Genomic DNA, 16,163 nt, shown 5'->3' on the forward strand with positions numbered 1-16,163 from the left:
ACATGGCGGACATGTTCAAGCGCATCGACCACATCGGTGTGGTCGTGGACGACATCACCGAAGCGAGGGCGCTCCTGGAGAGCCTGGGCATGCGGCTGGAGCGGGCCGAGGAGGTACCGGCCCGGAACGTGAAGATCGCGTTCTACCACTGCGGGGACGGCCGGATCGAGCTCATCGAGCCGACCACGCCGGAGGCCCGCGCGCGCAGGCTGGGCGAGGGCAACCAGGCCCGCCTGGAGCACATCGGCGTCGAAGTCGACGACGTGTCCCAGATGATGCGGGCGGTCCAGGGCCTCGGCATCGAGCTCACCACCGGCGAGCCCGTCCCGGTCGGCCCGAACCTCAACGCCTGGACGGAGCCCGGGACTTCGAAGGGGATCCAGTTCCAGCTGGTCCAGCGGGACGCCGTCCAGTAGGGCGGTGAGCGGTCCGCGACGCCCCGCGTTGCGGACTGTACATACTAGTAGCTACAGTCCTGGGTGTGGATTCCTTGAAGACGTCTCCTGCACATGACCAAAGGCGAGCCGGGACAGAGCAAGGCGCATCCGGACCGGACGGGCGCCGGTCGACCTGGCTGCTGATCTCCCTGCTCGGCGGCATGTTCCTCGGGAACGTGGACATCGCCGTCGTCAACGTCGCGATCCCCTCGATCCGCGACCGGCTGCACGCGTCCGGCGGTGAACTGGAACTCATCGTCTCGGGCTACACGCTCGCGTACGCGATGCTGCTGATCACCGGTGCGCGGCTGGGGGAGATCCGCGGGCGGCGCCGGACGTACCTGTTCGGACTCGCCGTCTTCACGCTGTCCTCGCTGGCGTGCGGGCTCGCCCCCGACAGCACCACCCTGGTGGGCGCCCGGGTCGTCCAGGGGCTCGGCGCCGCGCTGATGGTGTCGCAGGTCCTGACGGGCATTCAGGTCAACTTCGAGGGCGCCGCGCGCCGACGGGCCCTGGGCACCTACACCGGTGTCCTCGGGGTGAGTTCGGTGGTCGGGCAGGCGCTCGGCGGTGTCCTGGTGTCGGCCGACATCCTGGGCATGGGCTGGCGTCCCATCTTCCTGATCAACGTGCCGATCGGGATCGCCCTGTTCGTCACCTCGTACACCTTCCTGCCCGCCGACGAGAGCACGGGGCGCAAGAAGCTGGACCTGCGGGGCGTCGGGCTGCTGTCGCTCGCCCTGTTCCTGCTGGTGACACCGCTGGTGCTCGGTCAGGACGAGGGCTGGCCGCTGTGGACGTGGGTCTGCCTGATCGCGTCCGTTCCGGCCTTCGCCCTGTTCGTCCAGGTGGAACGGGGCATCGCGCGGCGCGGCGGCGATCCGCTGATGAACGTCTCGCTGCTCGCCCGCAAGCAGATCGCCCTGGCGCTGCTCTCCCAAGGCGCCACCCGGGCCGGGTACTTCGCGCTGCTGTTCGTCCTCGCGATCTACCTCCAGCAGGGGCTCGGCAAGAGCGCGGTGTACGCGGGACTGATCCCGATCGCGTGGGTGGCGACGTTCGCGCTGGTCGGGCCGGTGCTCGGGCGGACGGGCCCGCGCATCCGCAAGCTCGCGGCGCCGGTCGGCGGACTGCTGATGGCGGTCGCGTTCGCCGGTGTGGCGGCCGGCGGGCAGGGCACCGGCTGGCTGATCGTCCTCCTCGGCATCGGAGGCGTCGGTTACGGCGCGGCGTTCAGCGGGACGCTCGCCCGGCTGACGGATTCCGTCGAGGCCCGGTACGCGCCGGACGTGAGCGGGCTGTTCAACACGACGCTCCAGGTCGGCGGAACCATGGGCGTGGCGGTCTTCGGAACCGTATATCTGGGGCTCGTCGAACACAGCGGTGATCCGCGGGACGCGTTCAGTACGACCAACGCCGTTCTGGCACTTGTGTCGCTCGCCGCGGCCACGCTGATCGCGCTCGCGGGAAAGGCCGAGGCGGCCAAGGATGTGAACAGGCCCGCACAGAGCTGATATCGAGCTTGCTCAACCCGCAAGAAAAAGCATGAACCGAAAAGAAATGGAGTTCGTACTGTGGATGTCATCCGTCACCCCGGAGACGCGATCAAGGGTCCCGAGGACCGCTTCTTCGGTGATGTGTGGCTGTGGCCGCGCATCGGCGCCACCGCCAACGTGGAAGTACGGAACGTGCTGTTCACGCCCGGCTCCCGCAGCGCCTGGCACCGCCACCCGGCGGGACAGGTCCTGCACGTCACCGAGGGTGTGGGCGTCGTGGGGTACCGGGGCGGCGAGCGCCAGGAGATCAGGGCGGGCGACACGGTCGTCTGCCACCCGGGCGAAGAGCACTGGCACGGCGCGGGCCCTAACACTTTCATGACGCACATAGCCGTCACGGACGGGCCGACGGAATGGAAGGAACACATCACGGAGGCGGAGTACCGGGACTGAAGCCCGGCCGAGTGGAGCGTCGGCGCGGGGCCCCCACCCCGCGTCGGCGGACCATTGAGAGCGCGAACTCCGCTGTGGTATCGGAGGGTTCGCGATTACTCACCGATGACCCTTGGGAGAAATGACTCAGGTATTGTGCGCTCCCCCAACCAAGTGCTGCCGGACGGTGTAAAGGGTCCCTTCGCGGCATTACATATGCTGCTGTCCATGAGTATCGAGCTGCATCACTTGCGCGGGTTTCTGGCCTTGGCAGACGAGAAGCACTTCACCCGCGCCGCGAAGCGGATGAACGTGTCCCAGCCGACGCTCAGTCGCAACATCCGCCGCCTCGAAGAGCTGGTCGGCCGGCGTCTGCTGGAACGGACCACGCGTCAGGTGGCCCTCACCCCGGCCGGTGAGGAGCTCTACGACCAACTCCGCGTCATCATCCCCCGGTTGGAGTCCGCGCTGCGGCCCGAGACCCACGAGGACGTGTTCCGCGTCGGGTTCGCCTGGGGCTTTCCCACGGGGTGGACGCAGGAGGTCATCGCGTCCTTCGAGGCGGAGACCGGGATGTCGGTACGCGTCCACCGCCATGACGCGAAACTCGCCGGGGTGGACCGCGGCGACGCCGACCTGGCGATCCTCAGAGGCCGGATATCCGCCGCGAACATGCGGTCCGTCACCCTGCTGCGAGAACGCCGGATCGTGGCGGTGTCGACGCGTTCGGAGCTCGCCGGGCAGGAGGAGATCCGCTGGCAGGAGATCGCCGACCACCGGCTCGTGCTCAACGAGGTGAGCGGGACGACCGACTTGGCGGACTGGCCATCGGACCGCCGGCCCAGTGTCTCCGTCGTCTGCCGCAACTTCGACGAGTGGCTGGAGGCCGTCGCCTCCAACAAGGGGGTGGGCGTGGTGCCGGAGTTCGTCGGCCGCCAGCACATCCACCCCTTCGTGTCGTTCCTCTCCGTCCCCGACGCGCCGCGCGTCCCTCTCAGCCTGGTCTTTCCGCAGCAGGGCGGACACCCGCTGATACGGCGGTTCGTGGCGATGGCTCAGGCGGCGGTGGGTGCGCCGCCGACCGTCCGTGAGGACTGAACGGATCAGTCGAGGGTGCGGTGCGCCAACACCGCCAGCCCCGCCGCGACGCGCTCCCCGCTGAGGCCCAGCTCGCGCTGGTGGCGGAACAACTCGGGGGCCAGCGGGGCCAGTAGCTGGTCGGCGAGCGTCTGCGGGTCGTCGAGCCCGGCCTCGCGCACCAGGTGGGCGACGTGCGCGCGCCAGAAGCCGTACGCCCCCGTCCCATAGCGGGCCGCCCCGGTCTCCGCACCGAGGGCCAGGGGGAGGTGGGCCTCCAAGAGGGCGACCATCTCGGCGTAGAACGCGGCCAGCCGCTCCCCCGGTGACGCGGCCCGCCCGCCCGGTTCGCCCGGGCCCAGCGGCGGTGCGCCGCGCAGCAGCTTCTCCTGGAGGGCCCGCTCGTGCTCGTCGAGCAGGGCGCGGGCGATCGCCGCGCGGTCGGGATAGCGCCGGTACAGCGTCCCCCGGCCGACTCCGGCGGCCTTCGCGATGTCCTCCATGGTCACCGAGGCGGGGTCGCGCTCGGCGAGGAGCCGCTCGGCGGCCGCGAGGATCCGGGCCCGGTTGCGGGCCGCGTCCGCCCGCTCGGGGGGCGCGGACCCGGCCTCGGTCCCGGGCAGCAGCGGAAGTTCACTCACCCCCTCACCCTAGAAGGCAAGTGGACACGCTGTCCACTTAGGCGTACGGTCCCGTTGCGAGGTAAGTGGACACGGCGTCCACTTACCCTGTTTTGGCTTGCAACACCCGTACCTGCCAAGGGAGTTCTCCATGCCGCACCTCCTGCACCTCGACTCCAGCGCCCGCCGTGACTCCTTCTCCCGACGGCTCGGGGCGACCTTCGCGACCGCGTGGCGGGCGGCCGGCGGCGGCACCGTGACGTACCGGGACCTCGCCGCCGAGCCGGTGCCGCCGATCGGGGAGGCGTGGACCCGTATCTGCGACACACTGCTGCGCGAGGGCATCACCGACATCGACCGGTACACCGAGGCCGTCCGCACCGACGAGGAGCGCGCGGCCTGGGCGGTCGTCGAACCGCTCCTCGCCGAACTGGTCGCCGCCGATGTCGTCCTGATCGGGGCGCCGATGTACAACTTCGGGGTCCCGGCCGCCCTCAAGGCGTGGATCGACCAGGTCACGTTCCCCAAGATGGTGCTGGCCCCGCGCAAGTTCGTGGTCGCCTCCGCACGCGGCGGCGCCTACGGCCCCGGCCTGCCCCGCGAGCCGTACGACCACCAGGGCCGCTACCTCCTGGACTTCTTCCGGGGCCACTACGCCGTCGACGACGCCGAGATCATCAGCGCCGAACTGGTCAACGCGCGCGTCGACCCCGCGCTGGCCGCACGCCTCGATCAGCACCGCGAGTCGTCGGCCGAAGCCACCGGGGCGGCACGCGAACTCGCCGGGAAACTCGCCCACTTCACGATCGGAAGCACCGGCAGGGGGGAGTGACCGTGCCATGGATCTGGCTGCTGCTCGCGGGCGCCGTCGAGGTCGCCTGGTCGCAGAGCATCGCCCCGACCGAGGGATTCACCAGGATCCCGCAGACCGTGCTCTGCCTCGTCCTGATGATGGGCGCGGTCTACCTGCTCTCCCGCGCCATGGCGGACCTGCCCCCGGGGATCTCGTACGCGATCTTCACGGGCATCGGCACGGTGGGGGCGATCGTGCTCGGCGTGGCGATCCGACACGAGCCGCTCGGCCCCGGCCGGATCGCGGCTCTGCTCCTGATCGTGGCGGGTCTGATGGTGGCGCGGCTGAGTGCGGGGGAGCAGTGAGCGGACGGGGGCCCGGGACCGTCGGCCCCGGCCCCCTTCGGCGTCAGACCCGGGTCGTTTCCGCCAGGCGGGAGGCCGGGGCCGGGTGCGCGGACCAGACCGGGGTACCGGCGGGGCGGTAGCCGTCGGACGGGTCCAGGGCCAGGGTGTTGAGGCGTGCCTGGGCGTCGAGGTGGGCGATCACGAGCCTGCCGTGGGCGTCCAGGGCCGCGGACGGGGCGTGCAGCAGAGGGCTGCCGCCCAGCGGGGTCCACTCCTGGCTCAGGGCGCTGCCGTCCAGGGGCTGCACCGACAGGGTCAGGCCGTGGTCGTCGCTGCGCTGGACCAGGGCGGCCTGGCCGGTGGGCAGGACGGCGTGGGCGAGCGGGCCGAAGCCGGGCGTGGTGTCGGCGATCTCGGGCTGGGTGTTCCAGGTGCCGCCCGCCGCCCGCTGGCGGTTGGCCAGGACCCAGCCGGTGCCGGGCTGGCGCGAGAACATCAGCAGGCTGCCGTCCGACTGCTCGACGAGGGTCACAGGGGCGGCGGGGCGCGCGAGCTGGGTTCCGTAGTCGCGCTCGAAGGCGCCGCCGGGGGTGGTCTGGTGCCAGCGCAGCATGCCCATGCCGACCATGCGGCTGGTGGCGTAGAACTCGACCGTGCCCTTGCTCAGGGTGACCGCCGCCGCCCCCTCCAGGGCGCCGCCCTGGAGGTCGCCCCACGGCTGCCAGCCCTCCTCGGTCAGCAGCCGCGTGCTGAGGCCGCCGCCGAAGTTGCGCAGGACGACCCGGACGCTGTTGCCGGTGACCGCGACGATCGGCATGCCCAGGGAGCGGCGGCGCGGCTCGTGCTGGGCCGACGCGCTGTACGGGCTCTGGAGGTCGGTCCAGGCGCCGAACTCGCCGGTGGCGGCGTCCTGTACGACGTGCATCAGGTCGCGCTGCTGGCGTTCGGGGGCGGCGCCGACCCGGGCGCGCACCGCGATGACGTGGATGCGGCCGCTGGCGTCGCGGACCGCGTCGAGCCGGGACAGGCACCGGCCGTCGTTGGCGGGCCACTGGCCCAGCGGCTCCGGCCCCGACCAGGTCTCGCCGCCGGGCCGGTCCTGGGTCCACCGCACCGGCCGGCCGCCGCGCACGCCGAAGGCGGTGAGCCGGCCGTCGGCGCGCAACTGGAGCCAGCTGGTGCTGGGCTGCCAGCGGTAGCTGGTGCTCTGGCCGTAGAAGCGGTTGTACGCGCGGTTGCCCAGCGGCCGGTCGCCGCACAGGCCCGCGGCCTTCTCGCAGTCGTGGCCGTCCTCGCCGCCGTAGACGTTCAGGTACGAGAACTTCCGGGCGGCCTGCTGGGCGCTGAGGTTGTTGGGGCGCAGCTTGTTGCAGTAGCCGAGGTAGCTCTCGACGGCGGGCGGCTGCTCGGGCGCGGTGCGCTCGTAGACATCGAGGGCGGCCAGGGCGAAGAACGCGGTGGCCGTGTGGTCCGGGTTGTCGGCGTAGGTGACCTCGCCGGTCTTCTGGTCGATGGCGGTGCGGTCGGGGTCCGGGTTCATGATGCGGACCACCGAGGGCGCGTAGTGCTTCAGCAGGTCGGCGAGGGTGTCGATCACCGCGGACCGGGTCATCCGCCGGCCGTCGCTCTTGGCGGGGATGGGGCTGTCGGTGGGGCGCAGGGTGGCGAGGTCCGCGCTGGTCTCGCGCCACAGGCCGATGATGCTGGAGCCGTCGGCGCCGTGCCCGGTGCGCAGGTTGAGGAAGATCAGGGTGACGCGGTTCTCGCCCAGGGTGGCGATCTCCGCGGTGACGCCGTCGCGCACCTTCAGGGTCTCGCGCTTCCACGGGGCGCGGCGGCCGCCGGTCACCATGGCGGCGTAGGCGGCGCGGATGCCGTGCTGGCGGGCGGCGGTGTAGCCCGCGAAGTCGGGTACGGCGGTCTTGCGGGCGGGGTCGTCCATGGCCAGGTTGATGCCGTCGGCCTCACCGGTCGTCAGATAGACGCTGACGATGGGCACCCCCGCCTCGACCGACTGGAGCAGGTCGGGCGTCATGAAGTACAGGTCGTCGTCCGTGTGGGCGCAGATCTGCAGGTGCGGGGCCGGTCCGGCGGTCCCGCGCTGCCGGGGCAGGGCGGTGGCGGTCGCGAAACGGTTGAACAGACGCATGGTGTGACGGGCCTTTCTGAACGCTCCGATCGGTGGGGACGGTCGGTTCAGGGACAGGAGGGCAGCACGCCCGGCGGGAGCACGCTCCCGGGCGAGGGCTGTTATTCGGCGGTTCGGGCGCACGCGGGCGCTACGGCGGGGCGGTGGCCCGTGCCGTGGGGCGTGCGCTCCGCCGGGACGTGGGGGTCCCCGGCGGAAGGAGGGTGAGGCGGATCAGAGGGGGGACGGGTCTGCCGGGCCGGGTGTCGCGGACCGGGTCCCTGTCCCTCGGTGCGGGTCTCTCAGAGCTGGGCGAGCCCCCGCTTGAGACTTCTGGCCAGGGGCCGTTCGACGTAGCGGTGCAGCAGCCAGGCGGCGGCCAGCATGCCCGCGATCACCGAGGCGAGCAGCGGATACGTCGGTACGCGCGGCGACAGCAGGCTGAACAGCTCGCGGCCGATGACCTGGTGCAGCAGGTACAGCGGATAGGTCAGCGCGCCCGCGTACGGCAGCCAGCGCCAGGAGATCCCGGACAGCTTGCCGGTGGCGACGAGCGCCATGACCGCGAAGCAGGCGGCGATGATGACGACCACCGGCCAGGACGGGACCGTGTGGCCCATGTACCGGTTGGTGTTCTTCCAGGTGCTGTGCGCGAACGGCAGCGAGGAGCAGAAGCACAGCAGGACCACGCCGGTCAGCATCAGGTTCGGCCGGAACCGGTACATCAGGTAGAAGGCCATGCCCGCGATGAAGTACCAGCTGTTGTCCGGCATGACCATCATCCGGATGGGGTCGTCCGTCGGCGCCTTGGCGTACATGGCGCTGGCCGCGGCCCAGACGCAGCAGAAGAGCAGGACCCGGCGGTACGTCAGTCCCCACCAGGCGACCACGGCGAACAGCAGGTAGAAGCGCAGTTCGACGAAGAGCGTCCAGTAGGCGCCGTCCACGTGCTCGACGCCGAAGGCCTCCTGGAGCATCGTCATGTTGGACACGACGTCGGTCAGCGGCAGCGGCTTCGCGCCGCCGTGGATCACGGCGACGGTGACCGTGGTCGCGATGACCGCGAACCAGTACGCCGGGTAGAGCCGCACCACGCGGGAGACGAAGAAGTCCTTCAGGCTCTTGCCCCAGCAGCTCATACAAATGACGAAGCCGCTGATCAGGAAGAAAAGCTGGACGCCGAGCCAGCCGTAGGCGACGACCGGGAACGCCGTCGGGAACAGCGCCTTCACATCACCGTGCCAGCCGCCGCCGCGCGCCATGTAGTGGTAGAGCACCACGGTGAGCGCGGCGAGCAGCCGCAGCCCGTCCAGTGCGTACAGCCGCCCGCGACGGGGGGTTTCGGCAGGCGCTTTCGGCTCGGTGCGAGGCGAGGGTATGAGCGCATGGCGAGCCGTGTCGGGCATGAAGGTGTTCCCCCTGAGTGCAGTGAATCCGCAACCGGACGGCCCACTGGTCAGGGAAGCGTCGGCGCGCTCGCGAATGATATGACAATCCACAGAATTCTCACAAGATTCTCATTCTGGGGATGTCGCACGTTTCCTCGGCGGGATCTTTTACCTGATCTTGGAATTGCTTTCCAAGATCGTTAATCCCTTTGTCCCGGAAGCGGCCTTTGCCGCGCCCCCTCGAACCGCTCCCGCCCCTCCGCCAGCTCCACCACCGGCCCGGGGTACCCGGTGGCGGCCAGTTCCGCGGCGGGGAGCTTCCACGGTTCATGGACGAACCGGTCCGCCACACCCGCCAGTTCCGGGACCCAGCGGCGGACGTACCTGCCGCGCGGGTCGAGGCGTTTTCCCTGGCTCACAGGATTGAGGATGCGATTCGGACGGGTGTCGTTCCCTGTTCCGGCCACCCATTGCCAGTTCAACTGGTTGTTGGCGATGTCCCCGTCGACCAGCAGGTCGAGGAAGTGGCGGGCGCCCACCCGCCAGTCCGCGTACAGCGTCTTGGTGAGGAAGCTCGCCGCCAGCATCCGGCCCCGGTTGTGCATCCAGCCCTCGTGGGCGAGCTGCCGCATCGCCGCGTCCACCAGCGGATAGCCCGTGCGGCCCGCCCGCCAGGCGGCGATCTCGCGCTCGTCGTCGCGCCACCGGTCGCCCCGGTCGCGGTAGTCGGCGCTCGCCGCGTCGGGGCGGGCCGCGAGGACCTGGTGGTGGAAGTCGCGCCAGGCCAGCTGCCGTACGAACGCGTCGGCGCCCGGGGAGCCCTCGCGCCGGGCGAGATGGACGAGTTCGGCCGCCGACAGGGCGCCGAAGTGGAGGAACGGCGAGAGCCGGGAGGTGGCGTCGCCCGCGAGGTCGTCGCGGCCGGATCCGTACCCGGCGAGGCCGTCCTTCAGCCAGGCCCGCAGCCGCTCGCGGCCCGCCGTCTCGCCGCCCCCGGCCAGGCCCGGCGAGGTCCCGGTGACCTCGGCGCGCGGCAGCAGCGGCTCCGAGCCGACGTCGGCGACCGGCACCCGGCGGGGCACCGGCACCACCTCCCGTACGCCCGTCTCGCTCCAGCGCCGGAAGTACGGGGTGAACACGGCGTAGTGGTCGGTGCCCGCCGGGGTCACCGCGCCCGGGGCGAGCGCCGTCACCACCGCGTCGTGCACCACCAGGGCGCGCCCGCCCAGCGCCTCCCGCAGCGCCGCCTCGCGCCGCACGGCGTACCGGCTCGGCCCGCCCGCCAGGTGCACCCGGCCGGCGCCCGTCTCGGCCACCACGGCGCGCACCTGCTCCACCACGTCGCCGGAGCGCACCACGAGGCGTCCGCCGCGGGCCCGCAGCCCGGCGTCCAGATCGGCCAGGCAGTCCGCGAGGAAGGCCCGCCGGTTGGGCGCGTCGAACCCCGCCGCGCGCACCCCGTCGTCGTACACGAACAGCGGCACGACCCGCTCGGCCTCGCGCACGGCGGCGTGCAGCACGGGGTTGTCGTGCAGCCGCAGATCGGCGGTGAACAGCGCCACGGAGACGGTCATCCGCCCATCCTCGGGGAGGTCCGCGCCCGGCGCGGGGACGCGCGGCCGGTCGGCTCAGGCCGTGTCCCCGGCCTCCCAGCCCTGCTTCCGCAGCACCGCCGAGACATCCGGCTTGCGGTAGTTCTCCCCCTTGAGGACCTTGCCGTCGGCGCGCAGCAGCGGGCGGCCGTCGGGGCCCAGTTTGGTCATGTTGGCCCGGTGGATCTCCGCGATGACCGCATCGAGGTCGATGCCGTGGACCAGGGCCGTGCCGTACGCCACGTACACGACGTCGGCCAGTTCGTGGGCCAGGTGGTCCAGGGTCCCCTCGACCGCGGCCTCCGCCGCCTCGGCCGCCTCCTCCACCAGGAGGTCGCGGCGGTGGGCTGCGAGGTCCGGCGGGATCTCCGTGGGAGTCGTCCGGGCGTCCAGGCCGAAGGTGGTGTGGAATTCCCGGACCAGCCGGGCAGGGGACGCCGGTCCGCTCTGCCGCGCTGCCGTCTCCTGGGCGGAGTCCTGTGTGGGGTCCTGTGTGGGGGTGCTCATTCGCCCCAGCTTACTTTTCGCGGGTCAGGCTCAACTCGCCTCCCTCGTCCGCCCGTTACGACGTCACCGCGAGCGGGCGGCTGTGCATCTGCTATCCACGCGACGGGGCGCCGGAGGTGGGCGGGTGCGTACGCACGTACGCATACGCTATCGGCGGGGCGACTGTCCCTGGCGCCTGACTCGGTGTCATAATGTATGGGTAGCCCTTCGTGCATCCCCCGTCGCGAAGGGCTACATCTATGTGCGGGCGCAGCCGAAGGCGCCCGTGCCCGGTTCCGGGCAGGGCGAAGCTTCACACGGGCAAGGGACTCCCCTCGTGGCCCCCTGCCCGTGTTTTTTCGAGTTAACAGTGGCGTAGAGTATTTGTGCAAGCCCAGTTCTGACCAGACGGGGTGGGGATCCGATGGAAGACACTCCTGAGCTGACCACGCTTCAGCAGAAGGTCGCCTACATGGTCGAGAAGACCTTTCCCGGCGAGAACGTCTCGGGGCGCGCGTTCTCCGACCTGGTGAAGGAGCGCGGCGGGCACCTCTCCCACAGCTACTTCTCCAACATCCTCGCGGGCAAGGTCACCCACCCCTCCGAGGACATCCTCAAGGCGCTCGGGCTCGGCTTCGGTGTCGACTGGCGGTTCTTCAAGGAGGAGTCCGAGGTCGTCGACGACGTCGTGGCCGGACTCCAGTTCCTCGCCAAGCGGCGTACGGGCGAGATCAGCGGCCTCGCGGGGCGCGGGCTCGACGACGACGGCCTCTCCGCCGAGCTCCTCCAGTTCGCCCTGTCCCTTCTCGAAGAGAAGAAGGACAGCGGCTCCGAGTCGTAGGCCCGCCGAGTCGGAGTCCCGTCCCGCCGCACCCCCCCGTATTCACCCACGTTCGTTAAGATGCGCCGATCGATCGCATGTCCATACGCACGCACGCGTGACTACGCCCCGAGGGACCCAGAGGCTTCCATGTCCATGCGCGAGCTGCGGAGAGAGTGCGAGGCCGGGCTGGCGGACCTGCCGATCCCCGCCCCGTTCAGCGTCGAGGGCCTGGTCGCGAACATGGAGGCGGCCCGCGGCCGCACCATCGTGCTGCGGGAGCTGCCCGACCGGCTGGCGCGGGTCAACGCCGCCTGCGGGCTCCGGCTCAAGGCCGGGAACACCAGCTTCGTCCTCTACCGCAGGCGCCCCACCGACTACCAGACCCAGCACGTCATCCTCCACGAGCTGTGCCACGAGTGGTTCGACCACGGCACGAGTCTGGACGCCGACCAGCTGAAAGCCCTGCTGCCGATGTTCGACACCTCGCTCATCCAGCGCGTCGTCAGCTCCGGCGCCACCGTGCAGGCACGCGCCCAGTACGACACCCACGACGAGCGCGTAGCCGAGTTCGGGGCCTCCCTCATCCCCCGTATGGCCATGGACGTGACCAGCGACGACATGGTCGGGCGGCTCGCCAACTCGCTCTCCCGGCCGGTCGCCCACCGCCGCCGGGGCCTCAACCCGTTCCGCAGAGACTGACCCCGCGGCCTCCACCCAAGGCCGTGTCCCCACCCCGTCCCACCATTCCTGCCCCCGAGGAATCCCCCCATGACTCCGCTCGACCTCGCCGGCTATCTCATAGCCGCGCTGATGACCGCCGTCGCCCTGTGGCGCATGCCCGCCGCCCTGTGGGGCGACGAGGAGGACAAGCGCCGACGCGCCCTGTGGGGCTGTTACGCCGGGTTCGCCGTCGCCCTGTGGACCAAGACCAAGGTCGTACGGATCACACTGAACGACAGTGAGGTCACCGACCTCGCCGTCCTCATCAAGCACTACACCGCCACCATCGCCATCCTGGCGATCCTCAGCTACATCGTGGCGATCTACGGCCACTTCCCGGACGAGGGCGCGATCCCCCGGCACGTGCGGTTCGCGCGGACCGTGCAGCGGGTCGCCGCGAAGGCGTCCGTGGCCACGCTGGTCCTGCTGACCGTGCTGTTCTTCACGGTCGTCGACCGTTCCGTACCCTCCGACCGGTTCGTCTCGGACCACGCCGGGCAGTGGGGCGCGACGCTCTACATGAGCGTGTTCTACCTGTACTTGGGTGCCTCCTCGGCCGTCTGCGCCTACCAGTGGGCGCTGGCCACCCAGAACGCGCGGGTGCGGCATCTGCGCCTCGGGCTCGGCATGATGACGTTCGCCATGTTCATCGGCGTCGCCTACACGCTCAGCCGGACGCTGTTTCTGTGGGTGAGTGTGGTCGACCAGCCCAGCAAGTCGTTCGCGCTGCGCTTCGACGAGATCACCGAGGCCTCGCAGATCGTGCTGTTCGCGTTCTTCGCGCTGGGCGCGTCCATCCCCGCGTTCAGCAAGGGCTGGCGCCGGGTGCGGCTGTGGCGGGCGCAGGCGCGGCTGCACCCGCTCTGGTACGAGCTGATGACGGCCTTCCCGGACCAGCCGTTCGAGCCGCCGGCGCCGCTGCTGCGCGAGCTGACGCGCTTCGATGCCCCGGCCGACCTGCGGATCGACCGGTGGGCCGCGGACATCGCGGACGCGGTGGAGAAGCTTCGGCATTACGTGCCGGACGAGCTGCTGGACGCGGCCAAGCGGGCGGCCGGGGCCGAGGCCGGCGGGTCCGAGGCGGCGGGTCCGCTCGCCGACGCGCACTGGATCAAGGCCGCGCTCGCCGCGAAGGCCGAAGGCGCCGCCGCGGGGCGGGCCGCCGTGATCGAGCCGCAGCACGCCACGGACCAGGACGGCGAGGTCGCCTGGCTGGTACGGGTGGCGTCCGCGTACAAGACGATTCCGCACGACCGGGCCCGCCAGGTGCTTGCGTCGACGCGGGCCGGAGCTCAGGAGGCCACCGCGTGACCGGCACGACCCCCACCCTCGACAGCCGCACCGCCGGGCTCGACGACCCCGCCCGGCGTCCCGTCGCCCTCGCCGTCACCAACGTCCTCCAGCCCCGCAACTGCCTCCTCGTCGGCATGCTCGGCATCGGACTCGCGGCGGCGGGCGACTGGACCGGTCTCCTGTGGGGTTTCCTCGGCGCGCTGTGCGCGGGGCTGATCCCGGCCGGGTACATCGAGTGGGAGCGGGGGCGGGGCACCTGGGGCGACCGTCATGTGGTCGACCGTACGAAGCGGGCGCCGATCTTCTTCGTCATCCTCGGCTCGATCGGCACGGGTTCGCTGGTCATGGTCCTCGGGGACGCGCCCGTCGGGATTCTCGCGGCGATGCTGGGGCTGTGGGTGATGACGGTGGGGCTGCTCGCGGTGAACACGGTGTGGAAGATCTCGGTGGACGCGTCGGTCGCCTCGGCGGTGGTCGCGCTGCTGGCGGCGGTCCAGCGTGAGCCGGGGTGGCTGCTGCTGTATGCCCTGACCGTGGCGGTCTGCTGGTCGCGGGTGGCGCTGAGATACCACACGGTGGGGCAGACGGTGGCGGGGGCGGCGCTTGGGGCGGCGACGGCGTCGGCGTTCCTGTTCGTCTGACCTCGACGACGCACGGCCCGCTGCGCGGTGGCTTGTTCGTCATCTGCGCCCCGGTGGCGGGCTGGTCGCGCAGTTCCCCGCGCCCCTAAATGCTCGTGGCTGAGCTTGGCTTTCCGGCTGCGGCGGACTACCTAGGGGCGCGGGGAACTGCGCGACCAGCCACCCACCGGCCCGCAGACAAACCCCGGGCCGTCACAGCCGTCACATGTGGATCGGGCCCGCATCCCCGCCCTCCGTCGGATGCGGATGCGGTGGACCCTTGCGGTACAGGATGACCGTCACCAGCAGCCCCAGCGCGAAGAACCCCGCAGACCACCAGTACGCCGTGGCGTAACTGTGCAACTGGGCCTCGGCCAGCACCGAAGGCGTCGGCTGCTTGCCCACCAGGTAGCTGGTCGCCGCGCTCGTGGCGAGCGTGTTCAGCAGCGACGTACCCACCGAACCCCCCACCTGCTGGCTGGTGTTCACCATCGCCGACGCGACACCCGCGTCATGCGCCGCGACCCCCGCCGTGGCCAGATTCATCGCCGGGGCGAAGATCAGCCCCATCCCCGCCCCCAGCACCAGCAGCGGCGGCAGGACATGCGCGGCGTACGTGCTGTCGACGTCCAGGGCGGTCATCCACACCAGCCCGGCCGCGCCCAGCCCCATGCCCAGCGGCACGATCGGCTTCGCGCCGACCTTGGGCACGACGTTGTTCTGGGCGATCACCGAGGACGCGATCATGATCACGACCATGGGGATGAAGGCGAGCCCGGTCTTCACGGGCGAGTAGCGAAGGACCTGTTGCAGGTAGTACGTGAGGAACAGGAACACCCCGAACATCCCGGCACCAGAGATGAACATGGCGAGGAAGGAGGCTCCCCGGTCCCGGTCGAGCACCACCCGTAGCGGCAGAAGCGGATGCGTGGCGCGCAGTTGCCACAGGACGAACGCGACCAGCAGCACCCCGCCCGCCGCCAGGAACCCCCACGTCTGGACCGAACTCCAGGAGTGCTTCTCGGCGTTGGAGAAGCCGTACACGATGCAGAACAGACCCGCCGAGACCAGCACCGTACCGGGGATGTCCAGTTTCGGGCGGTCGGCCGGGGCTCCCGGGTGGAGCAGGCGCAGGGCGCCGAGGAAGGCGATCGCCGCGAAGATGAGGTTCACGTACAGGCACCAGCGCCAGTTGAGGTACTCGGTGAGCAGTCCGCCGAGCAGCAGGCCCACCGCACCGCCGGTGCCCGCGATGGCGCCGTAGATCCCGAAGGCCTTGGCGCGTTCCCTCGGGTCGGTGAACGTCGTGGTGAGCAGGGACAGCGCGGCCGGTGCGAGCAGCGCGCCGAAGACGCCCTGGAGGGCGCGGGCGATGACCAGGACGGAGAAGCTGGGCGCCGCGCCGCCGATCGCGGAGGCCACGGCGAAGCCGATCAGTCCGGTCAGGAAGACGGCCTTGCGGCCCACCAGGTCCGCGACGCGCCCGCCGAGCAGCAGCAACGAGCCGAAGGCCAGGGCGTACGCGGTGACGATCCACTGGCGGTTGCCGTCGCTGAAGCCGAGATCGCTCTGCGCGGAGGGCAGGGCGATGTTCACGATGGTGGCGTCCAGCACCACCATCAGCTGGGCGACGCCGATGACCGCGAGGACCAGCCAGCGGTGTTCATGGGCGGCGCCCTGATGCCCGACGCGCCCGGCAGCGGCGGCGGCCGCCGTGGCCGCGCCCCCGCCGCGCAGTGGCAGACCGTCGGCACTCTCCTCCGGTGCCGACGGACCTGCCGAAGCGGCGGCTATCCGTTCCGACCTGCCCTCTTCGACGGCGTCCTTGGTATGGCGACCCATGGCATACGTCTCCTTACGAGGGGATACGCGGCCCTTCCTCACGCTAAGGGGAGGTTCGGCGTTCCGCCA

The 16,163-nt window shown here is 70.9% G+C and carries 16 protein-coding genes; 10 read left to right on the forward strand and 6 right to left on the reverse strand.

Annotated features, from left to right (window positions below; genetic code table 11):
* Positions 1 to 2 precede the first annotated feature (2 nt).
* The 4 genes from BX283_RS20695 to BX283_RS20710 all read left to right on the forward strand — a co-directional run bounded on the left by BX283_RS20695 (position 3) and on the right by BX283_RS20710 (position 3,463).
* On the forward strand, positions 3 to 416 hold the full coding sequence (locus BX283_RS20695) for a VOC family protein (protein WP_101389050.1): 414 nt from the start codon (positions 3 to 5) through the stop codon (positions 414 to 416).
* 182 nt (positions 417 to 598) lie between these two features.
* A complete protein-coding gene (locus BX283_RS20700; protein WP_101389051.1) occupies positions 599 to 1,951 on the forward strand; it encodes an MFS transporter in 1,353 nt (450 codons plus the stop codon).
* Positions 1,952 to 2,011: 60 nt separating this feature from the next.
* Complete coding sequence (locus BX283_RS20705; RefSeq protein WP_101389052.1) at positions 2,012 to 2,386, forward strand: cupin domain-containing protein; 375 nt, start codon at positions 2,012 to 2,014, stop codon at positions 2,384 to 2,386.
* Positions 2,387 to 2,593: 207 nt separating this feature from the next.
* Positions 2,594 to 3,463, forward strand: coding sequence for a LysR family transcriptional regulator (locus tag BX283_RS20710; RefSeq protein WP_257583309.1), 870 nt, complete (start codon positions 2,594 to 2,596; stop codon positions 3,461 to 3,463).
* 5 nt (positions 3,464 to 3,468) lie between these two features.
* On the opposite strand, the gene BX283_RS20715 is transcribed toward BX283_RS20710, so the two are convergent.
* Positions 3,469 to 4,083 carry a TetR/AcrR family transcriptional regulator gene (locus tag BX283_RS20715; protein ID WP_218976525.1) on the reverse strand — a complete coding sequence of 205 codons (615 nt, stop codon included), beginning with the start codon at positions 4,081 to 4,083 and terminating at the stop codon, positions 3,469 to 3,471.
* Between the two features lie 130 nt (positions 4,084 to 4,213).
* Between BX283_RS20715 and BX283_RS20720 the strand changes: the two genes are divergently transcribed.
* On the forward strand, positions 4,214 to 4,894 hold the full coding sequence (locus BX283_RS20720; protein WP_101389054.1) for an FMN-dependent NADH-azoreductase: 681 nt from the start codon (positions 4,214 to 4,216) through the stop codon (positions 4,892 to 4,894).
* Between the two features lie 2 nt (positions 4,895 to 4,896).
* On the forward strand, positions 4,897 to 5,220 hold the full coding sequence (locus tag BX283_RS20725; RefSeq protein ID WP_101389055.1) for a multidrug efflux SMR transporter: 324 nt from the start codon (positions 4,897 to 4,899) through the stop codon (positions 5,218 to 5,220).
* A 43-nt stretch (positions 5,221 to 5,263) separates the two neighbouring features.
* On the opposite strand, the gene BX283_RS20730 is transcribed toward BX283_RS20725, so the two are convergent.
* From BX283_RS20730 to BX283_RS20745, 4 genes are all read right to left on the reverse strand, one after another.
* A complete protein-coding gene (locus tag BX283_RS20730; RefSeq protein ID WP_101389056.1) occupies positions 5,264 to 7,351 on the reverse strand; it encodes a PIG-L family deacetylase in 2,088 nt (695 codons plus the stop codon).
* 281 nt (positions 7,352 to 7,632) lie between these two features.
* Positions 7,633 to 8,736 (reverse strand): acyltransferase, encoded by a 1,104-nt coding sequence (locus BX283_RS20735; protein WP_101389057.1) that lies wholly within the window; start codon positions 8,734 to 8,736, stop codon positions 7,633 to 7,635.
* Positions 8,737 to 8,918: 182 nt separating this feature from the next.
* On the reverse strand, positions 8,919 to 10,292 hold the full coding sequence (locus BX283_RS20740; protein WP_101389058.1) for a deoxyribodipyrimidine photo-lyase: 1,374 nt from the start codon (positions 10,290 to 10,292) through the stop codon (positions 8,919 to 8,921).
* A gap of 54 nt (positions 10,293 to 10,346) precedes the next feature.
* On the reverse strand, positions 10,347 to 10,817 hold the full coding sequence (locus BX283_RS20745; RefSeq protein WP_101389059.1) for a MazG nucleotide pyrophosphohydrolase domain-containing protein: 471 nt from the start codon (positions 10,815 to 10,817) through the stop codon (positions 10,347 to 10,349).
* 403 nt (positions 10,818 to 11,220) lie between these two features.
* Between BX283_RS20745 and BX283_RS20750 the strand changes: the two genes are divergently transcribed.
* From BX283_RS20750 to BX283_RS20765, 4 genes are all read left to right on the forward strand, one after another.
* On the forward strand, positions 11,221 to 11,637 hold the full coding sequence (locus BX283_RS20750; RefSeq protein ID WP_101389060.1) for a hypothetical protein: 417 nt from the start codon (positions 11,221 to 11,223) through the stop codon (positions 11,635 to 11,637).
* Positions 11,638 to 11,766: 129 nt separating this feature from the next.
* Positions 11,767 to 12,318, forward strand: coding sequence for a toxin (locus BX283_RS20755; RefSeq protein WP_101389061.1), 552 nt, complete (start codon positions 11,767 to 11,769; stop codon positions 12,316 to 12,318).
* A 69-nt stretch (positions 12,319 to 12,387) separates the two neighbouring features.
* On the forward strand, positions 12,388 to 13,650 hold the full coding sequence (locus tag BX283_RS20760) for an MAB_1171c family putative transporter (RefSeq protein ID WP_101389062.1): 1,263 nt from the start codon (positions 12,388 to 12,390) through the stop codon (positions 13,648 to 13,650).
* Complete coding sequence (locus tag BX283_RS20765) at positions 13,647 to 14,273, forward strand: hypothetical protein (RefSeq protein WP_257583312.1); 627 nt, start codon at positions 13,647 to 13,649, stop codon at positions 14,271 to 14,273. Before BX283_RS20760 ends, BX283_RS20765 begins: the two co-directional genes overlap by 4 nt.
* Before the next feature lie 201 nt (positions 14,274 to 14,474).
* Here BX283_RS20765 and BX283_RS20770 read toward each other — a convergent pair whose 3' ends face one another.
* Entirely contained in the window at positions 14,475 to 15,872 is a 1,398-nt protein-coding gene (locus tag BX283_RS20770; protein WP_373979606.1) for a DHA2 family efflux MFS transporter permease subunit, read from the reverse strand.
* Between the last annotated feature and the right edge of the window lie 291 nt (positions 15,873 to 16,163).

The sequence above is a fragment of the Streptomyces sp. TLI_146 genome (genome assembly GCF_002846415.1).
Lineage (GTDB): Bacteria > Actinomycetota > Actinomycetes > Streptomycetales > Streptomycetaceae > Streptomyces.

What these genes read in the sequence shown, in the direction of transcription:
- BX283_RS20770 (WP_373979606.1), bottom strand. Translation starts at nt 15,872, where the DNA reads ATGGTGGTGCTGGACGCCACCATCGTGAACATCGCCCTGCCCTCCGCG.
- BX283_RS20695 (WP_101389050.1), top strand. Translation starts at nt 3, where the DNA reads ATGGCGGACATGTTCAAGCGCATCGACCACATCGGTGTGGTCGTGGAC.
- BX283_RS20745 (WP_101389059.1), bottom strand. Translation starts at nt 10,817, where the DNA reads ATGAGCACCCCCACACAGGACCCCACACAGGACTCCGCCCAGGAGACG.
- BX283_RS20700 (WP_101389051.1), top strand. Translation starts at nt 599, where the DNA reads ATGTTCCTCGGGAACGTGGACATCGCCGTCGTCAACGTCGCGATCCCC.
- BX283_RS20750 (WP_101389060.1), top strand. Translation starts at nt 11,221, where the DNA reads ATGGAAGACACTCCTGAGCTGACCACGCTTCAGCAGAAGGTCGCCTAC.
- BX283_RS20740 (WP_101389058.1), bottom strand. Translation starts at nt 10,292, where the DNA reads ATGACCGTCTCCGTGGCGCTGTTCACCGCCGATCTGCGGCTGCACGAC.
- BX283_RS20755 (WP_101389061.1), top strand. Translation starts at nt 11,767, where the DNA reads ATGTCCATGCGCGAGCTGCGGAGAGAGTGCGAGGCCGGGCTGGCGGAC.
- BX283_RS20710 (WP_257583309.1), top strand. Translation starts at nt 2,594, where the DNA reads ATGAGTATCGAGCTGCATCACTTGCGCGGGTTTCTGGCCTTGGCAGAC.
- BX283_RS20730 (WP_101389056.1), bottom strand. Translation starts at nt 7,351, where the DNA reads ATGCGTCTGTTCAACCGTTTCGCGACCGCCACCGCCCTGCCCCGGCAG.
- BX283_RS20720 (WP_101389054.1), top strand. Translation starts at nt 4,214, where the DNA reads ATGCCGCACCTCCTGCACCTCGACTCCAGCGCCCGCCGTGACTCCTTC.
- BX283_RS20760 (WP_101389062.1), top strand. Translation starts at nt 12,388, where the DNA reads ATGACTCCGCTCGACCTCGCCGGCTATCTCATAGCCGCGCTGATGACC.
- BX283_RS20735 (WP_101389057.1), bottom strand. Translation starts at nt 8,736, where the DNA reads ATGCCCGACACGGCTCGCCATGCGCTCATACCCTCGCCTCGCACCGAG.